This window comes from Mesorhizobium sp. C372A, assembly GCF_030323245.1.
In the GTDB taxonomy this organism is placed as follows: Bacteria; Pseudomonadota; Alphaproteobacteria; order Rhizobiales; family Rhizobiaceae; genus Mesorhizobium.
Genome location: NZ_CP100475.1, coordinates 856,057 through 873,024, shown reverse-complemented (window position 1 = coordinate 873,024; position 16,968 = coordinate 856,057). Strand labels below are relative to the sequence as shown.

Here is a 16,968-nt window from a genome sequence, read left to right as displayed (position 1 = left end):
GGCTCTCCGCAAGAACGCGCCGCCGAAGCGGCACAGCACAACGAGGAAAATGATGAACGAACCCACAAAAGTCAATCGGCCGGCGCCGCTGAAGAATGTCGCCGCCTTCGCCACGCTGCTCCAGACGATGGTCGAGCGCGACCCGAAACTGCCCGGCCTGGGGGCCTTCTTCAGCCCGTCCGGCTGGGGCAAGACGGAGTCCGCCATTTATGGCGCCAATCGCTACCGCGCCGCCTATGTCGAGTGCGGCCAGTTCACCACGGCCCGCTCGCTGCTCTGCGACATTCTCAGGGAACTTGGCGAGCCCAACCCGCGCGGCACGATCGAGGATCTGAAGAACAAGGCCATCATGGTGATGGTGTCCGACCCGCGCCGGCCGCTGATCATCGACGAAGCCCACTTCATCGCCCACAAGCGGTTCGTAGACCTCATGCGCGAGCTGTCCGACAAGTCGGGTGCACCGGTCATCATGATTGGCGAGGAGAACCTGCCGCGCCTCCTGGAGGCCTTCGAGCGTGTCCACAACCGCGTCCTGGAATGGCTGCCGGCCGTTCCCTGCGATGCCGTCGACTTCGAGCTGCTGGTCAAGAACCGCTGCAACGGTGTCACCGTCGCGCCGGATCTCGCCGCCGCGATCCTCGACAAGACCAAAGGCAACACGCGGCGCATCGTCATCAACCTCGCAACCGTCACCAAGGTGGCGCAGCTGACGGGTGCGACCACGGTCGACCTTGGGGCCTTCGGCGGTGCCGGCGTCATAAACGCGACGCCTAAATTCAGCGCGAGGCGGGCGGCATGAGCGTTCGCGGTATTGTGGACATGGTGCAGATCAGCATCGACGTTCCGCGTGGCGAGGCCGGCTATTGGTCGATCATTCGCGACCTAGATGTCGGCGGCCCCTGGACGGTGCGCCAGATCTGCGACCGGACAAACGTCAGCACCAGCCTGGTCGGCAGGTACGTGCGACGGCTGAAGCTCGCTGGCATCGCCCAGATCGTTGAAACGAGAACCGCCTGCAATGTGGGTGGCGGCAATCTTCCTGCAGCCGTCATCTACCGTCTGGCCAAGCGTCCGCTCCTCGCCCCTCGGATCTCGCCGGACGGTAAGGTAAGGCCTGAGCTGGGCATAGAGCAGCTCTGGCGTGCCATGAAGATGGCCAAGGTGTTCAGCCCTGCCGATCTGGCAGAGCATTGCCCTGACGTCGCGCCGGGTACGGTGAAGGCCTATCTGCAGGCGCTGTCAGCCGCTGGCATTGTTGCGGGCACCCCGGCTGCCTATCGCCTTGTTCGCAACCTCGGCCTGCAGGCGCCCAAGATACTGGCCACCAAGCTCGTCTACGACCCGAACAAGAAGGTCGTTGTCGGCCCATCGATCACCTTTGAGGTGAAGCCATGAACCGGGGGCCGGCGAAAGAACAACGGCCGGTTTTCGGCTCTTACATCTCGAACGCGACCAAGGCCTGGACGCCGCTGCCCGATTGGGTCGAGGAGTTGGCAAATCTGGCTGACGCCACGTCGCTGAAGGCTGCAGCCCAGCGGATCGACTACAGCCCGTCCGCCGTCTCGACCATCGTCAGCGGCAAATACAAGGGCGACCTCGGGCGCGTCGAGCAGATGGTGCGCGGCGCCCTCATGTCGATGACGGTCGACTGCCCGGTGTTGGGCGAGATCGGCCGCGACCGCTGCCTTACCGAACAGAAGGAGCCGTTCCGCGCCACCTCGCGGCACCGCGCCCAGCTTTTCCACGCCTGCAAAACCTGCCCCCAAAGGAGAAAATAGCCATGGGCGAGAGATTGTCCCTCGAACTGTCGGACGGCCTGGCCGAAATCGACGGCCTGCTTGACGAGTTCAAACACGAACCCCGCGTCCTCGATCCGTACGACGCCCGTATTCTGAGCGATCGTCTCAAGCAGCTTCGCTATGCAGCCCGCGTCCTGGAGAACCGGCTAAGCGCAAAGCTCTGGAACGACGCCGCGCGCATCGAGCGCGATGCCGAGGCCGAGCGCGTAGCCGAGGCGGCCTTCCAGCCGGGATCGAACATTTGCCTGTTCCCGGTGATCCCGCGCCCGTTCTCGGACGGCCGGCCAGGCGGTGCGGCATGAGCAGCTTGCAGGAAGCCGAAGCCCGCGCCGCCAAGATCGTCAGCCAGCTGGTGCCCGCCCTCACGGCCGAGTTCATCAAGAAGCCGCAGCCTAGGCCGCTAACGCCGCAAGAAGAAGCAATCATGGCGGCTTGCGGCGACGTCGGGCGGGCGGTCGATCACTACGACGGCTGCAAGTTCTCTAACGGTGCCGCCGAACGCCGGGCGCGGATCGCGCTCGAAACCTCTGCGAGAAACCTCCGCAAACTGATCGATCTGCGGGAGGCCAAGCATGCCCGCAAGTGAGGCGCTTTTAGCCGCGGTTTCCCGGCTCGACATGATCGAGCTTTGCAGCCGCATCATCACCAAGCCTGAGCGCAACGCGCCCAGAGCAACAATCGCCGAGATCTACGCCCTGGCGATGGCAACTGAGGGCCTCTGGGCGATCGCTCTCGAAGCCACGCTGCTGGTCAACGCGCTCGAAAGGGCAATGCCCTGGGAGAGCACTGACGCCGAGCACCACGAGCATGTGGCGATCCAGATGGCAGCAATCCGCGACCTTCTCACCCCACTCAGCCCGATCCCAACCCAACAGGAGAACACCGATGGACATCGTTGAAGCCGGCTCGCAAGCAGGCGTAGAAATCATCAATAACAAGCTGTTCTGGATCAATCACCAGGGCGGCTACACCTCCGACGAGCTGGTGAAGCCCAAGGACAAGCTGGAAGACCAGACCGTTCGCAAGATCCTCAAGTTCGCCCGTGACCTATCCGCCCAGGTGGCGCGCTTCAAGATCCACACCATGTCCGACCTGGCTGCGCTCGACCAGCTGGTCGCCGAGCAGTACGGCTTCGTCAAGCGCGGCAACAAGGGCAAGGGCAACCGCACATACATGAGCTATGACGGCCTTCTCCAGGTCACCGTTCAGGTCGCGGAGTTCATGGACTTCGGCTCGGAGCTGCAGATCGCGAAAACCCTAATCGACGAGTGCCTGACCGAATGGGCGGCAGACAGCCGTCCCGAGATCCAGACCATCGTTACGCGCGCCTTCAACACCGATCAGGAAGGCAAGGTGAACCGCTCCGAGATCCTTATGCTTTTGCGGCTCGCCATTACCGATCCGCGCTGGCTGCAGGCGATGGATGCCATTCGAGACGCCCAGCGACCGCGCAGTTCAAAGGAATACGTCCGGTTTGCGATGCGTGGGAGCGTCAAGCACGACTGGATGACGATTACTGTCGATTTGGCGAAAGCATGAATGATGGTGAACATGCTACGTTTTATAAAACTGGTCGAGAGAAATAAGTGTACCCGCAAATTCCTTCACGAAGGACCGCATCCCCGTAAGGTCAACCATCATATCTTCCGACACCACAGCCAGAGCGGCATCGTTAGAGCGTTCGACAGCACTTTCGGCTTCCTCCATGCGGGTTCGCAATCTGCGCACGTCTCGCATGATTGTGCCGTAAACGTAGTACGAACGAGATTCGAGCAGGTTGGCAGCCTCTTCGAGCGCAGGCCGGTCAAAGATCCGAGTGATCTTGTCGGCCAAATCATAGATATGTCGGCCTTCCTCCTCGCTGGGAGGCAATCCGCCTCCAATAATCGGCCCATAGTCTTTCACCACCTGTTCAAAATACTCGAGCCACTGTCTCATGTCGGTGGCTTGAGGATACGCAGCCCGTTCAGCTCGAAGGCTATCCGCTCTGAGCGTCAGCCGAACATTGTGTGCGTGTCGATCCTGCTGCCGTTCCTCACTTTCCTGAACGCGCCTTGCTTGCTGATCGTCAATTTTCTGCATCTGATTTACGGTCAGAAGTGCAGCGGCAACTGCCAGTATCCCAGCGAGGAGCGTCGCCCACTTATAAAGCCAGAGGGCGAAAGGGGCTTCCGGCGCGCTCAATGCTATCACCAAGATGATCGTCACGAGCGGCAAGCTAAGAAGGAAGTAGGTCAAGCTCTTAAGGTTGTCTGGCCGCATACTTTGAACCCCACATTACAATACGATCAACTTTGCTCTTTCCCTTCGTCGTCCGCAATCGTGCCGAACATGGGAAAGGCGCAATGAGCACCCTGGCAGCCATCCATGTGGCCAACAAGCAGCTCGGCCTCGACGAGGACACGGCCCGCGATCTCTATCAGCGGATCACCGGCAAGCGCAGCCTTCGCGAGATGAACGACCGCGAGCTGAAGCTCATCATCACCGAGCAGCGCCAGCGCGGTTTCAAGCCCACTGAAAAGGGCCTTCAAGGGCCTTTCGCAAAGAAGCTCCAGGCGCTGTGGATCGCCGCCTGGAACCTCGGCATTGTCCGCGACCGGCACGATGCCGCCATGCTGTCCTTCGTCAAGCGGCAGACCGGCATCGAGCACACCCGCTTTCTCCTGGACGCCGATGACGCCGCCAAGGCGATCGACGCCCTCAAGGCGTGGATGACGCGAGAGGCCGGGGTTGACTGGAGCCAGAGCGTTTCCACAGCCTCGTGGCTGCGGCCAACGGGTGCAAAGATTGCACTCGCCCAATGGCAGGTTCTGTCTGTCCTGCGGGCCGTTGATGCCGCCGGCTTTCGCAAGTTCGTTTTCGACAAGGCCAAGCCGCTCGACCAGATGAACGACCGTGACTGGCCGACGGTGATGAACGCCCTCGGCGAACAGATCAGGAAGGCGCGGTGATGGTCGCGTACAGCTTCAAACCGATGTTCGCCCCGCAGGTGTCGGGCCTGACGAAGCTCCACACCGTCCGCGCGGATCGCAAGCGCCACGCCCGGCCGGGCGAGGCGGTTCAGCTCTACCAAGGCATGCGCACCCGCAACTGCGTCAAGCTGGTCGATCCCGACCCGGTCTGTGTTCGCGTCCGGCCGATCGCCATTCTCACCACGCCGCTCCTGGAGGATTTCATCGCCTCCATTGTCATCGGCGGCCGCTCGCTTCATCGCGACGAGATCGAAGCCTTCGCCACGGCGGACGGCTTCGGCATCGAGCATGTCGACGACTGGCGCTGGTTGCGTATCGGCCGTGAAGGCTCAGCGCGCTGGAACATGGGCGCCTTTTGGGAAGCCGAGCATGGGGCCGGCTTGTTTGAGGGCCAGTTAATTGAATGGGAGCCGGCATGAGCAATGACCTCGCCCACGTCTCCGACCACGCGCTGATCCGCTACATGGAGCGAGTGCTCGGCATGGACATCGAGCAGCTGCGCGCCCACATCGCCGAAGGCACGCGCCGCCACCAGCGCGCGCCCTGCGTGCGCACCCTTGGCGCGCGGTTCCTCCTCGTCAATGGACGCATCGTCACCGTGATCGAGGGTCGCAGCGTGCCCAGCTATGACGCCTTGGTGCGCCTGATCCGCGATAGCCAAGCGGAGGCCGTGTGAGCGACGAGCTGCGGTCCGCCGAGCTGCTCCACCTGCTTGGCCAGGCGGACTTCGTGCGCCTCGCCGAAACCTATGGCGGACGCCGGCTCTACGTGCCGGCGTCCAGTGACGATACCGCGCTGGCAAAAGACCTCGGCGCGACGGCGGCCAAGAAGCTTGCCCGCCGCTATTCCGGCTCGTATATCCGGGTGCCTCTTGCCCGCGAGCTGCGGGCGCGGCAGTATCGCGAGGCCGGCGCATCGAACGGCGACATAGCCGGCCGCCTCGGCATCACCGAGACCGGCGTCGACAAACTCTTCCGGCGCATGCCGGACAAGCCCGTCAAGGGCAGCAGAGACCCGCGCCAGACCGACCTCTTCTCCAGCAACTGACTGCCTGCCGCCCGCCATGGCGGGCATGATTGCCGCCCGCCGCCAAAGGCATGGTGCTGTGAAATGGCCGGGACAACTCCCGGCCGATTTCACAGGCGGAATGTCGATCCCCATGGCCACGATCATGCCCAGCTCGCGCGCAAAGCAGGCAATCGCCGCCGTGCTGGCGCTCACCGGCATCACCATCGGTGGTGTCACCTACATCAGCGGCGTCCCTGATGACATCGTCCTGGCGTCGACCGCCCTGGTCGAGCCGTGGGAAGGCGAAGTCCTGAAAGCCTACCTGGACAAGATCGCCAAGCCGCCCGTCTGGACGGTCTGTGCCGGCGACACCAAGAACGTGAAGCCCGACATGGTGGAGACACCGAAGGGCTGCAAGGCACGTCTCCAGCGGCGCATGACCAAGGAATTCCGGCCGGCCCTGGTCAAGTGTGTTCCGGGCTTCAAAAAGCAGCCGCTTTCGTGGCGCTCGATGATGGACAGCCTGGCCTGGAACATCGGCTCCAGGGCAGCGTGCAATTCCGGCGCGGCCGGGATCGTCAATGTTGCGGTCGCCAAGGGCAAGACCCCCGATTACGTCGCCAGCTGCAAGGCCGCTACGCTCTACAACAAGGCCGGTGGCCGGTTCATAATCGGCCTGGCGCACCGTCGCGAGATGGGCGACGCCACCCGCATCGGCGAAGGCGAGCTTTGCATGTCGGGGCTCGACTGATGGAAGGGCTGAAGCAGTTCATTGCCGACAACCTATCCGAGGTTTTAGAGCGGGCGGTGCCCTACCTGATCATATTAGCCGTAGCCCTGGCGCTTTGGATGGTGTGGCGATGAGCGCGATCCTTCTGACGATATGGAAGGTGATCCGGCCGATCCTGGTCTTCGGCATCACGCTGCCTGTGTGGATCTTCCTGGCGGCCGGCGCCTGGCTCTGGCTCGACAAGGCGTCTGCCGTGCGTCACGCCGTCGACAAGGCGGTGACCGAGCTTGTCGCCGGCGCCCAGCTCGACGCGATCCAGGCCGAACTGACGGAACAGCGCCGGCTGCGCGCCTGGAGCGACGGCAAGGCCGACCAGGCCAGCAAGATCGCCGCCGATGAACGCTCTGCCCGCGTAACCCTCGAAACCACTCTCGCCCTGACGGACGCCGACAAAAGGAAAGCCGAGGATGAACTCGCAGCGCTTCAAGCTCGCGATGACGGCCTGGTTGATCAGCAGCTGCTTGACAGCCTGCACAACCGATAAGGCCGCATTGGACAAGGCCTATGCCGACAAGGCAAGGGCCGGCGTCGTCGGCGACGCATTGAGTGCCGCCGATCGGGCGGTCGCCGAGGCGCGCCGCATGCCCGATTATCCGGCGCGCTGCCGTCGCCATCACTTCAGCGGCGTGGTGCTCCGCGACAAGCTGGGCGTCGCCAACAAGAAGGCCGACATCGCGCTTGGCAACGCCAACCAGCAGACCGACGCCTGCGCCGTCTGGTACGACGTGACCAAGGCCGCGAGGGAGCCGAAATGAGCGTATCCAACCTCGCCTTCGAGCTGGCCGATCGCCGGGCCGAGGAAGAGCGTGCGGCCGGCATCCGGCGTGTCCAGGAAGCCGCGCGGGGACAATACCAGGCCACCGATGGCGACGAGGTGTCGCCGTTCTGCGACTGTGGCGAGCGCATCCCCGACGCCCGCCGCAAGGCTGTACCGACTGCCACCAGGTGCTTCGACTGCGAAACCTTCATCGAACGACAGAGCCGGAGACGTGCCTGATGGAAGACTTGTCCACCTGGATCTCGCTTGCCTCGCCCATGCTGTCGCTGGCGACGATCGTCTACGTCTTCCTGACCGCCGGGTCGAAGAAGGCTCAGACCGATATCGACGAGTTCAAGTCGTCCAACGCTAAAGACCTGGAGGAGATCCGCGCCTCGATCGACGATCACGGCAAGCGCGTCCAGTCGATCGAGAGCGACATGAAGCACCTTCCCAGCGTCGAGGCGTTCACCGATCTGCGCCTAGCGGTATCGGAGATCAAGGGCGAAGCGGGGAAACAAGCCGAGGTGGTCAACGGTATCGCCCGCACGGTTCACCGAATGGAGAACTTCCTGCTAACCGGAAACAAGAGCGCCGCATGACCGACTTCGACAACTATCTGACCGCCGATGCCCGCCTGGTCATCCTGCGCGAGCTGAACCATCAGACGGACGGTCGCCTCAATGAGGTGATGCTGACGAAGGCGCTCGACGGCTTCGGCCACAATCGATCGCGCGAATGGGTCCGCACCCAGCTGCGCAAGCTCGCCGAGCTGGGCGCGGTCACGGTAACGGAGGTCGGTTCCGTGATGGTTGCGGCCGTCACCCGCAGCGGCGTCGATCATGTGGAACGGCGGTCGATCATCGAAGGCGTGGCGCGACCCTCGCCGGAGGCCTGAGATGGCGCGCAAAGGCCGTGGGCAACTTTCCCTGATCGAGCGCCTGCCGGAAGAGTGCGGCCCGATCATCAACTGGGCGGCGACCGAGCTGCAGAACCGTGATCGGACCCAGACCGAGATCTACGAAGAATTTTTCCTGAAGATGCAGGCCCTGCAGGCCGAGCATAAGGGCGAGCTGGAATTCGTCATTCCGTCGTTCTCGGGGTTCAACCGCTATTCGATCAAGCTGGCGATGATGACCCGCCGGCTGGAAGACACCCGCGAGATTGCCGCGACCATCTCCAAGCGCTTCGACGCGCAAAGCTCCGACGATCTCACTCTGATCGCGGCCGAGACGATCAAGACGCTGGTGTTCGAGCTACTGACCGACGCCCAGGAGAGCGGCCTGGCGCCGATCGGCGCCATGCAGCTCGCCACGGCGCTGAAGATGGCGACCCAGGCGCAGAGCGTCTCCAGCGATCGCCGGGCTAAGGTGGCGAAGGAATTCAAGGCCGATGTCGAGAAGGCCGTCGACACCGTGGCCAAGGCGAAGGGCATGTCGGCCGACACGGCCGAGGCGATCAAGGCGCAGATCCTCGGCGTGAGGGCGAGCTGATGTCAGCCCGGTTGCATTGCCTAGTTCCGTTCTGCCGTCGTACCCGCAAGCCTGACTGCCGGGAGTGGATTTGCGGAAAGCACTGGATCGCGATCCCGACGATGTTGCGGCGGCGTAAGTGCAAGTTCGATCGGCGGTATCGGCGGCTGTTCGGCAATGCCGGGTTCTGGACATTCCCGCCTGGCTCGCCGAAGCGCTTCCAGGCGATCAAGCTGGATCGTATTTGCGGCAAGCTGTGGGAACGCTGCAAGGTCGTGGCGATCGAAAGGGCCGCTGGAATATGACCGGCCCGATCTCAAAGGAAGAATGGGAAAAGGTTCGCCGCGAGAGCATGGCGAACCTCGACCATGTCATCGAGAGCGTCGGGCTGCCCAGCGTGCTGCTCGGCTACCAGGGGCGCACCGTCTCGCTGCTCGAAAGCACCGCCGTCCGCGTACTGTTCATCGAGAAGAGCCGCCGCATCGGCGAGACCTGGGCGCTGGCCTCCTATGCCGTGCTGCGCGCCGGCCGGGCCAAGGATGCCGGCGGCATGGACGCCATGTACATCTCCTATTCGCAGGAGATGACGCGCGAGTTCATCGACGCCTGCGCCATGTGGGCTCGGGCTTTCGCTCAGGCGGCGATCGCCCAAGAAGAATTTCTCTTCGACGACACCGATCCGGCCCATCCGAGCGAGACGCGGCAGATCAAGGCCTTCCGCATCCAGTTCGCGTCCGGCTTCGAGATCCTGGCGCTGTCGTCGGCGCCACGCACCCTTCGCGGCAAGCAGGGCCTGGTCATCATCGACGAGGCGGCCTTCGTCGACAGCCTGAAGGAGTTGCTGAAGGCGGCGCTGGCAAACCTGATGTGGGGCGGCCAGGTCGTGGTCTGCTCGACCCACAACGGCGCCGACAACGAATTCAACGTCCAGGTCCAGGACATTCTTGGAGGCCGGTCGAAGTACAGCCACCTGAAGGTCGACTTCGACCAGGCGCTGCTGGAAGGGCTTTACCAGCGCATCTGCCTGGTGACCGGGCGCGAGTGGTCGCCCGAGGCCGAGGCGCAGTGGCGCCAGGACATCATCGACTTTTATAGCGACGGTGCGGACGAAGAGCTGTTCTGCGTTCCGTCCATGGGCTCCGGCGCCTGGCTGACGAGCCCTCTGATCGAAGCGCGCATGACGATGACGCCGGACGAGGCTCCGGTCATCCGCATCAACCTGCCACTCGACTTCCTGCATTTGTCTGCCCTGGAGCGCCAACACCTCATGGCGCCGCACCTGGACGCCATCAAGGAAGCGCTCGACGGCCTGGACGAAAACCGCCAGCACGCCTTCGGCTACGATCCGGCGCGCAAGGCAGATCCGGCGATCATGACGCTGCTGTCGATCGACAAGGTGCTGCGGCGCAAGTCGGCCTTGACCGTCGAGTTGCGCAACGTGCCTTTCCAGGAACAGAAGGAAATGGCGACGCTGATCCTGAAAGGGTCGCCGCGCCTTTGCGGGGCTGCCGTGGACGCTACCGGCGTCGGCATGAACCTCGCCGAGGATCTCGGCCGCATCTTCGGCCTGCACACCGAGGAGACCCCGGGCGGCCTGGTCTGGTCGGTGACGCTCAGCCAAAACTGGTACAATGAGAATTTCCCGCCGCTTAAAACGGCCTTTGAAGACGCCAACATCGCGCTGACCAGGGACGCCGAACACGCCGTGGATCTTCGCCTGGTCAAGATCATCCGGGGCATACCGTCAATTCCGCCGGAGCGCGTCGGCACGGCCGGGGCGAAGCGACATGGCGACTTTGCGGTCGCCCTGGTGCTCGCCTACTTCGCCAGCCGCATGCAGTGGCACGAATATGCCTATGTGCCGGCGCCGATCGCCAAGAGCCGGTTCGAGGAACGCGCCGATGGCGGCGGCGACGGCTGGCGCGATCGGGCCAACGAAAAATCCGGCGCCTTCCGTTTGGGATCGCTTCGCCGCAATCCGGGGATTTTCTGATGGCCGCCTTCACCTGGTACGACGCCTTTGGCCGCAAGGTCGACACTGCTGCCCTGAAGCAGGAGCAGGCCGCGCCGACGATCGGCAGCGTGCGCCGTCACGACGCGCTGCACCCGGCCGCCGGCCTGACGCCGGGACGGCTCGCCCAGATCCTGCGCTCGTCGATCGATAGCGACCCGGAAAACTACCTGGCGCTGGCCGAGGACATGGAAGAGCGCGATCCGCACTACGGATCGGTGCTCTTCACCCGCAAGGCACAGGTGGCGGGGCTCGATATCACTGTCGAGGCCGCCGGCGATGATGCCAAGAGTGTCGAGATCGCCGACATGGTCCGCGAGTTCATCTCCCGCGACGAGTTCGAGGTTGAACTGCGCGACATTCTCGACGCCACTGGCAAGGGCTTTTCCTGCACCGAGATCCTGTGGGACACCTCGGAAAATCAGTGGCGTCCGAAGCGGCTCGCCTGGCGGGATCCGCGCTGGTTCATGTTCGACCAGGTCGACGGGGAAACGCCGCTGCTGCGCAATGGTGGCAGCAACGACCCGCTGAAGCCGTTCGGCTGGATCTACCATTCCTTCAAGGCCAAGTCCGGCCTGCCCATTCGCGGCGGCCTGGCGCGCGGCGTCGCGTGGACGTTTCTGTTCAAGAGCTTCACGATCAAGGACTGGGCGATCTTCTGCGAAGCCTATGGCCAGCCGTTGCGGCTCGGCAAATATGATGCCGGCGCCAGCGAGGCGGACAAGGAAAAGCTGCTGGAAGCGGTGACCAGCATCGGCACCGACTATTCGGCAATCGTGCCGGTGTCGATGGCGATCGAGTTCATCAAGGCGGATCTCGCCGGCAGTCACGATCTCTATGAGAAGCGCGCCGACTGGCTCGACCGCCAGACGTCGAAGCTGGTGCTCGGCCAGACGTCGACCACCGACGCACAGAAGGGCAGCTACGCGGTCGGCAAGGTGCATGACGGCGTGCGCGACGACATCGAGAAGGCCGACGCCAAGTCGCTGCGCGCCACGCTCAATCGCGACCTGGTGCGCCCCCTGGTCGACCTCAACCATGGTCCGCAGAAGAAGTACCCGAGGATCTGCATCGGCCGGCCGGACGAGGTCGACATCGAGGCGCTGGTCAAGAACGTCTCCACCCTGGTGCCGCTCGGCCTACCGGTCAGCAAGAAGACCATGCTCGACAAGATCGGCCTGCCCGAGCCGAAGCCCGGCGAGGAGCTGCTGGTCGCGCCCAGGGCAGCGGCGCCTGTAGATCCGGCCGCCAACCCGGACCAGCTGCCGCCGAAGCCCGGTCAGGCCGTCAACTCGGTTGCCGGTGCCAAGCGCGACGCCATCGAGCGCGCGGCCGACGCCATGCTTGGCGACTGGATGCCGTTGGTCTCGCCGATCGTCGCCGGCCTCGAAGCCGAGATCGCCGCGGCCTCCTCGGTCGAGGATGTGAAGGCGCTGCTTGCCAAACGCTTCGCCGGGCTCAACGCGGCTGCGATGACCGAGCTGCTCGCCAACTCGGCCTTTGCCGCGCGCCTGGCGGGCGAGGTCGACGATCAGCTCTAGGGGAAATCTCGATGGCGTACCTTTTCCTTTTTCTCGCTTTCGGCGCGCTGGCCGGCACGCTCTACAATTCGCTGCAGCGCAACGGGCATGGCATAGCTTACAGTGCCGTCATGCTGGTCATCTGGATAGCTGCCGCTCTCTGGTGGTCTGGCCGCATCGGCTGAAGCATGGAGGCCGTCCTCACCCCACTGCCGCCACGCGACGCGATCGCAGCACTGTTCGCGCGCGGCCAGCGGCTCGATCCCGAATTCTCCTGGCTCGACACCTGGCAACAAGCCCATGCCCGCGCCTTCACCGTCGCCAAGTCGGCCGGCTTCGATATTCTCGACGACATCTACCAGAGCCTGCTGCAGGCGCTGTCGGAGGGCAAGACCTTCCGCCAGTTCGCCGCCGAGCTGACGCCGCTGCTACAGGCCAAGGGATGGTGGGGCCAGCAGCCGGCCTTCGATCCGCTGACGGGCGAGACGTTCTGGTCGCAGCTTGGCAGCACCAGGCGCCTGGCGACCATCTTCGACGTGAACATGCGGGTGAGCTACGCCGCCGGCCACTGGTCGACCTTCGAGCGCAACAAGGCGACGCGACCGTTCGTGCGCTATGTCCATCTCGAAGGCCAGGAGCATCCGCGTCCACTTCATGCGCTTTGGCACAACACCGTGTTGCCGGTCGACCATCCCTGGTGGAACACGCATGCCTGCCCGAATGGTTGGAACTGCCACTGCACGCTGCAGGGCCTCTCGCAGCGCGATATCGACCGGCTGCAGCGCGAAGGCGAAAAGCTGAAATTCGAGCCGATAGCCGGCACGATGCGCAAGTATGTCAACAAGCGCACCGGCGAAGTTACCACTTTTCCCGACGGCATCGATCCGGGTTGGGCTTACAATCCGGGCAAGGCCGGCTACCTTGGTGTCGTCGAGCAACGACTGGCTCAAGACACTGCGGTGTCTGAGTGGGTCAGATCACACACGTAGTACCGCTTCGCAGCCCGGATGGATAAGGTGGCGGTGCTCCGGCTGCGATACGTGTTCCGGTAGCGTTTGGACTTCGTAGGATTGAAGCATGGGCTCGATGATATATTTGGCTGTGGGCCGCCTCGAAATCGAGTGGGGAAAGAACTTCGGTTTTAAGGATCATTCCGCGCTCTTCCAAGGCGAGAGCGATGTTTCGAATGTCCCCTATTACTATGTTGGCGAGGAAGAGGAACATGCCACCGATGGCGAAACGAGGTATGCGCCTATCGTGGAATTGAAGGAGGGGCTATCGAAACCGCTGGCCCAGGTGATCCAGCGTCTTAATTTGCTTGGACACACATACGCGCAGTGCGAACGGGAATTTTCTTACCTTGCAAGCTTCAATGTGTTCGATAGTACCCGTTTCACCTTTGAGCATCTGTGCGATGCGCTCGGCACTGTCGATGTGAACACGATTTCGGCCGACTATGGCGAGGGAGGCGAGGACTCCGGAAAGTTTTTTCGACGCGAGCTTTCGCCGCGTCTCGGTCTCAAGTCGCACCTCGAAGGTGATCCCCTGGAACATAGAGCGGTTTCAGAGGCAATGGAAAATCTAAGCGCCTATACCGTTCTACATTTGCTGGCACGAAATGGTCGCGCGTCCGAGCTGCCGGTGCAGTGGGCATTTAATGACATTGAGCAAGGTGGCTATGCCGGCCGCGAAACCTTCGTCCGCCCGCTTGATCCTGAACGCCGCTTCTTGATTGTCACGGAGGGTAGTTCGGACGCGGCCATCCTTCGGCATGCCTGGAAGATTCTGCGCCCGAATGTCGCGGATTTCTTTGACTTCGTCGACATGGAGGAAGGCTATCCTTTCTCAGGGACCGGGAATGTGTACCGCTTCGTGCAAGGCCTCATCAGCATATCGGTACAGAACCAGGTGTTGGTCCTCTTCGATAACGATGCGGAGGGTGTAGCAAACTACGAACGGTGCAGAGGACTGAAGGTTTTGCCAAACATGCGCATTCTGAAGCTGCCCGATCTGCCGGCCTTTCGCCGCTTCAAGGCAATCGGACCAGGCGGGGAATACGAGGCAGATATCAATGGCCGTGGTGCGGCCATCGAGTGCTATTTGGACCTTGATGATGAGGCTCGCGTTCGCTGGACGAGTTACAGCTCCAAGCAGGATACCTACCAGGGCGAACTGGAGGGTAAGACTCGTTATATGCGCGACTTCCTTGGCCAACGATCTCGGCAGTCTTCTTATGACTATTCCAAAATCGAAGCCGTGTTAGACGCGATCACGGACAGCGCCATAGCTATGCGCGAGCCAAAGGTGGCGAAGGAATGGGAACACGATTAAGCGGCGCCCTGCTAGTTGACGTAGGCTCAGCGGCGGCAACGGCCACTTGGATAGGCGTTTCGCGCTGTAGACCCGTTCAAAACCGATTTTAAGGCCTATTCGGCGGCGAGCGAGGCAATCGCGAAACGTTTTGTTTGAAAGCTTGCCGGTCGGCCGCCTGTCGGCTACCGTTTAGCTGCGAATTCGGCGGCCGGACCTGTCAGCACCAGTCCCGCCAGTTCGATCCCCCAAGCATCGACCGCCGCCCGCCATGGCGGGCATGATTTGACGGCATCGGCCGGGCCAATGTCCGGCGATGCACAAAGCACTTGCCGCCCTCCTTTCGGCCGCCCTGGTCGCTAGCCATGCCGCTTCGCTCACGGCGGCGGATGCGGCCGGCGCGTGGGTGCAGGTGCTGCCGGCCGGCTCCTTTTCCGGTCGCGACGGTCGCGGCCCTTACGATGCCGGCGACAAGTCGGAGATGGATCATATCGTCGCCCGGACCCGGCAGCTCGCCGGCTCGACCGACCTCGTTGTCGACTACGACCACCAGAGCGTATTCGCGGCCGTGCCCGGCGTCGGCGGGACCGCCAAGGCGGCAGGTTGGATCAAGGAGCTGCAGGTTCGCGACGAAGGCATTTTTGGTCGCGTCGAATGGACCGAGGCCGCCGCCGCCGCAATCAAGGCCGGTGAGTATCGCTACCTGTCGCCGGTGTTCCTGCACACCAAGGCCGGCCGGGTCATTGCCATCCGCATGGCTGGCCTGACGAACACGCCGAACCTCGACCTGGTCGCGGTCGCGGCGAGCACCCTCATTCAGAATTTCAACGAAGGAACCAACATGGATAAGATCCTGACGGCTCTTGGTCTCGCCAAGAGCACCAATGAAGACGGCGTCGTTGCCGCCATCAATGCGTATCTGACCAGCAACACGGCGATTGCCAAGGCTGCCGGCCTGACCGAGACGGCCAAGTCGGAAGATATCCTGGCGGCCGTCAATTCGATTGTCGCCGATCGCACCAAATTCGCCCAGGCCGCCGGACTGGCGGCCACGGCCAAGACCGACGAGATCGTCACGGCTGTCCAGTCGGCGATCGCCGGCAAGGTCGATCCCACCAAGTTCGTGCCGATCGCTGCCGTGACCGAGCTGCAGACCAGGCTCAACACGCTGGAAGGCGCCGTTGTCGACGACAAGGCCGAGGAAGCCGTCAACTCCGCCATGAAGGCGGGCAAGCTGATCCCCGCCCTGAAGGATTGGGGTCTGGCCCTGTTCAAGGCTGACAAGGCCAAATTTGAGACGTTCGTCGGTTCGGCGCCCGTCCTGACCGCGCCACAGCTTCAGACGCCGAAGAAGGATGGCGAAGCCGCCGAACTGACCGAGGCCCAGCTCGCGGTCTGCTCGGCGATGGGCCTCACCGTCGACGACTTCAAGAAAACCCTGAAGGCCGAGGCCAAGGCTTAGCCCTCCCGCTGATCTGATCAACCGGGGCGACGTCCCCACCTGAAGGAACCTGATTTCATGACCGCTCTTGCCCAGGACCGCAACACATCCCAGCTCGTCGGCACCATTCTGTCGCTCGGCGTGGCCGCCGCCACGCTGATCTATGCCGGCTCGATCGTCATGCGCAACGCCACCGGCTACGCCACCAAGGGCCAGACGGCCCTCGGACTGGCTGGTGTCGGCATCGCCAACCACCGCGTCGACAATTCCGATGGCGCGGCCGGCGACGAGGTGATCGATGTCGCCCAGGGCGTCTTCAAGTTGGCGAACTCGGCGGCGGCCGATGCCATCACTATCGCCGACATCGGCAAGCCCTGCTACGCCGTCGACGACCAGACGGTGGCCAAGACCAACGGCTTGACCGCCGGCGTTCCCACCAGGTCGGCCGCCGGCATCATCGTCGGCGTCGAGACCAGCGGCGTGCACGTCCTCTTCAACGAGGCGATCCTGCGCGCGGTCCTTGTCGGCAGCCGCGCCTTCGTGCCGATCCGTGTCGCCACCCTGGTCGGCGCCGGCGTCTACCGCGTTATCTCGCCGGTCGCCGGCAAGATCGTCAACATCGGCTCGGTCATCGAGGGCGTGCTGACCACCGGCGACGCGACGCTGACCGCCAAGATCGCCGGCGTTGCGGTGACCACCGGCGTCCTCACCATCACCCAGGCCGGATCGGCCGCCGGTGACAAGGACTACGCCCAGCCCACCGCCGCCAACACCGTTGCTGTCGGCGACGAGCTGTCGCTGACGGTCGGCGGCACCAACGCCACGGCCTCCGTCGCCAACGCCTTCTTCGAAATCGAGCGCGCCTAGTCGCGCGCTCGCTAACCACGT

General features: G+C 63.3%; 27 protein-coding genes. 26 read left to right on the top strand and 1 reads right to left on the bottom strand.

The features are described from left to right. The first annotated feature begins 52 nt into the window (after positions 1-52). The 7 genes from NLY42_RS04075 to NLY42_RS04045 are packed head-to-tail and all read left to right on the top strand — an operon-like array spanning position 53 to position 3,338. Positions 53-799, top strand: a complete 747-nt coding sequence (locus NLY42_RS04075) for an AAA family ATPase (protein WP_031244902.1) — start codon at positions 53-55, stop codon at positions 797-799. Then, entirely contained in the window at positions 796-1,395 is a 600-nt protein-coding gene (locus tag NLY42_RS04070; RefSeq protein ID WP_023755691.1) for a helix-turn-helix domain-containing protein, read from the top strand. Before NLY42_RS04075 ends, NLY42_RS04070 begins: the two co-directional genes overlap by 4 nt. Then, positions 1,392-1,778: a transcriptional regulator gene (locus NLY42_RS04065; protein WP_023755692.1), complete on the top strand. Its 387-nt coding sequence runs from the start codon at positions 1,392-1,394 to the stop codon at positions 1,776-1,778. Before NLY42_RS04070 ends, NLY42_RS04065 begins: the two co-directional genes overlap by 4 nt. Positions 1,779-1,780: 2 nt before the next feature. Beyond that, positions 1,781-2,101, top strand: a complete 321-nt coding sequence (locus NLY42_RS04060) for a hypothetical protein (protein ID WP_023755693.1) — start codon at positions 1,781-1,783, stop codon at positions 2,099-2,101. Next, positions 2,098-2,385, top strand: a complete 288-nt coding sequence (locus tag NLY42_RS04055; RefSeq protein WP_023755694.1) for a hypothetical protein — start codon at positions 2,098-2,100, stop codon at positions 2,383-2,385. The genes NLY42_RS04060 and NLY42_RS04055 overlap by 4 nt, the downstream gene beginning before the upstream one ends. Beyond that, positions 2,372-2,698 (top strand): hypothetical protein, encoded by a 327-nt coding sequence (locus tag NLY42_RS04050; protein ID WP_023756527.1) that lies wholly within the window; start codon positions 2,372-2,374, stop codon positions 2,696-2,698. The genes NLY42_RS04055 and NLY42_RS04050 overlap by 14 nt, the downstream gene beginning before the upstream one ends. Further along, the gene (locus NLY42_RS04045) at positions 2,685-3,338 is read left to right on the top strand and encodes a DUF3164 family protein (protein ID WP_023755696.1); all 654 of its coding nucleotides are present in this window, start codon (positions 2,685-2,687) and stop codon (positions 3,336-3,338) included. Before NLY42_RS04050 ends, NLY42_RS04045 begins: the two co-directional genes overlap by 14 nt. 15 nt (positions 3,339-3,353) lie before the next feature. Here NLY42_RS04045 and NLY42_RS04040 read toward each other — a convergent pair whose 3' ends face one another. Then, positions 3,354-4,037: a hypothetical protein gene (locus NLY42_RS04040; RefSeq protein WP_156933838.1), complete on the bottom strand. Its 684-nt coding sequence runs from the start codon at positions 4,035-4,037 to the stop codon at positions 3,354-3,356. Positions 4,038-4,144: 107 nt separating this feature from the next. On the opposite strand from NLY42_RS04040, the gene NLY42_RS04035 reads away from it, so the two are divergent. The 19 genes from NLY42_RS04035 (at position 4,145) to NLY42_RS03945 (ending at position 16,947) form a co-directional block, all read left to right on the top strand. Then, on the top strand, positions 4,145-4,750 hold the full coding sequence (locus NLY42_RS04035; protein ID WP_031244899.1) for a regulatory protein GemA: 606 nt from the start codon (positions 4,145-4,147) through the stop codon (positions 4,748-4,750). Continuing rightward, positions 4,750-5,190 (top strand): hypothetical protein, encoded by a 441-nt coding sequence (locus tag NLY42_RS04030; RefSeq protein ID WP_023755699.1) that lies wholly within the window; start codon positions 4,750-4,752, stop codon positions 5,188-5,190. The genes NLY42_RS04035 and NLY42_RS04030 overlap by 1 nt, the downstream gene beginning before the upstream one ends. Continuing rightward, positions 5,187-5,447, top strand: coding sequence for a hypothetical protein (locus NLY42_RS04025; RefSeq protein ID WP_050591149.1), 261 nt, complete (start codon positions 5,187-5,189; stop codon positions 5,445-5,447). The genes NLY42_RS04030 and NLY42_RS04025 overlap by 4 nt, the downstream gene beginning before the upstream one ends. Continuing rightward, entirely contained in the window at positions 5,444-5,818 is a 375-nt protein-coding gene (locus tag NLY42_RS04020; RefSeq protein WP_023755701.1) for a hypothetical protein, read from the top strand. Before NLY42_RS04025 ends, NLY42_RS04020 begins: the two co-directional genes overlap by 4 nt. 112 nt (positions 5,819-5,930) lie before the next feature. Further along, complete coding sequence (locus NLY42_RS04015; RefSeq protein ID WP_245263589.1) at positions 5,931-6,530, top strand: glycoside hydrolase family protein; 600 nt, start codon at positions 5,931-5,933, stop codon at positions 6,528-6,530. Between the two features lie 109 nt (positions 6,531-6,639). Then, positions 6,640-7,053 (top strand): hypothetical protein, encoded by a 414-nt coding sequence (locus NLY42_RS04010; RefSeq protein WP_023755704.1) that lies wholly within the window; start codon positions 6,640-6,642, stop codon positions 7,051-7,053. A gap of 7 nt (positions 7,054-7,060) precedes the next feature. After that, entirely contained in the window at positions 7,061-7,324 is a 264-nt protein-coding gene (locus tag NLY42_RS04005) for a hypothetical protein (protein WP_023755705.1), read from the top strand. Continuing rightward, on the top strand, positions 7,321-7,566 hold the full coding sequence (locus NLY42_RS04000; protein WP_023755706.1) for a TraR/DksA C4-type zinc finger protein: 246 nt from the start codon (positions 7,321-7,323) through the stop codon (positions 7,564-7,566). Before NLY42_RS04005 ends, NLY42_RS04000 begins: the two co-directional genes overlap by 4 nt. Next, the gene (locus NLY42_RS03995) at positions 7,566-7,928 is read left to right on the top strand and encodes a DUF2730 family protein (protein WP_286489070.1); all 363 of its coding nucleotides are present in this window, start codon (positions 7,566-7,568) and stop codon (positions 7,926-7,928) included. Before NLY42_RS04000 ends, NLY42_RS03995 begins: the two co-directional genes overlap by 1 nt. Then, positions 7,925-8,224, top strand: a complete 300-nt coding sequence (locus NLY42_RS03990) for a VpaChn25_0724 family phage protein (RefSeq protein ID WP_023755708.1) — start codon at positions 7,925-7,927, stop codon at positions 8,222-8,224. Before NLY42_RS03995 ends, NLY42_RS03990 begins: the two co-directional genes overlap by 4 nt. Position 8,225: 1 nt before the next feature. Further along, positions 8,226-8,819: a DUF3486 family protein gene (locus NLY42_RS03985; RefSeq protein WP_023755709.1), complete on the top strand. Its 594-nt coding sequence runs from the start codon at positions 8,226-8,228 to the stop codon at positions 8,817-8,819. Then, a complete protein-coding gene (locus tag NLY42_RS03980; RefSeq protein WP_084779871.1) occupies positions 8,819-9,103 on the top strand; it encodes a hypothetical protein in 285 nt (94 codons plus the stop codon). Before NLY42_RS03985 ends, NLY42_RS03980 begins: the two co-directional genes overlap by 1 nt. Further along, complete coding sequence (locus tag NLY42_RS03975; protein WP_023755711.1) at positions 9,100-10,791, top strand: terminase large subunit domain-containing protein; 1,692 nt, start codon at positions 9,100-9,102, stop codon at positions 10,789-10,791. The genes NLY42_RS03980 and NLY42_RS03975 overlap by 4 nt, the downstream gene beginning before the upstream one ends. Further along, on the top strand, positions 10,791-12,350 hold the full coding sequence (locus tag NLY42_RS03970) for a DUF935 domain-containing protein (RefSeq protein WP_023756526.1): 1,560 nt from the start codon (positions 10,791-10,793) through the stop codon (positions 12,348-12,350). Before NLY42_RS03975 ends, NLY42_RS03970 begins: the two co-directional genes overlap by 1 nt. An 11-nt stretch (positions 12,351-12,361) precedes the next feature. Then, positions 12,362-12,514 (top strand): hypothetical protein, encoded by a 153-nt coding sequence (locus NLY42_RS03965; protein ID WP_023755713.1) that lies wholly within the window; start codon positions 12,362-12,364, stop codon positions 12,512-12,514. Between the two features lie 3 nt (positions 12,515-12,517). Further along, positions 12,518-13,318, top strand: a complete 801-nt coding sequence (locus NLY42_RS03960; RefSeq protein ID WP_023755714.1) for a phage head morphogenesis protein — start codon at positions 12,518-12,520, stop codon at positions 13,316-13,318. A gap of 88 nt (positions 13,319-13,406) precedes the next feature. Beyond that, a complete protein-coding gene (locus NLY42_RS03955) occupies positions 13,407-14,660 on the top strand; it encodes a HEPN/Toprim-associated domain-containing protein (protein ID WP_023755715.1) in 1,254 nt (417 codons plus the stop codon). Between the two features lie 295 nt (positions 14,661-14,955). Then, positions 14,956-16,101: a phage protease gene (locus tag NLY42_RS03950; protein ID WP_023755716.1), complete on the top strand. Its 1,146-nt coding sequence runs from the start codon at positions 14,956-14,958 to the stop codon at positions 16,099-16,101. Positions 16,102-16,158: 57 nt separating this feature from the next. After that, positions 16,159-16,947, top strand: a complete 789-nt coding sequence (locus NLY42_RS03945) for a hypothetical protein (RefSeq protein ID WP_023755717.1) — start codon at positions 16,159-16,161, stop codon at positions 16,945-16,947. Positions 16,948-16,968: the final 21 nt, after the last annotated feature.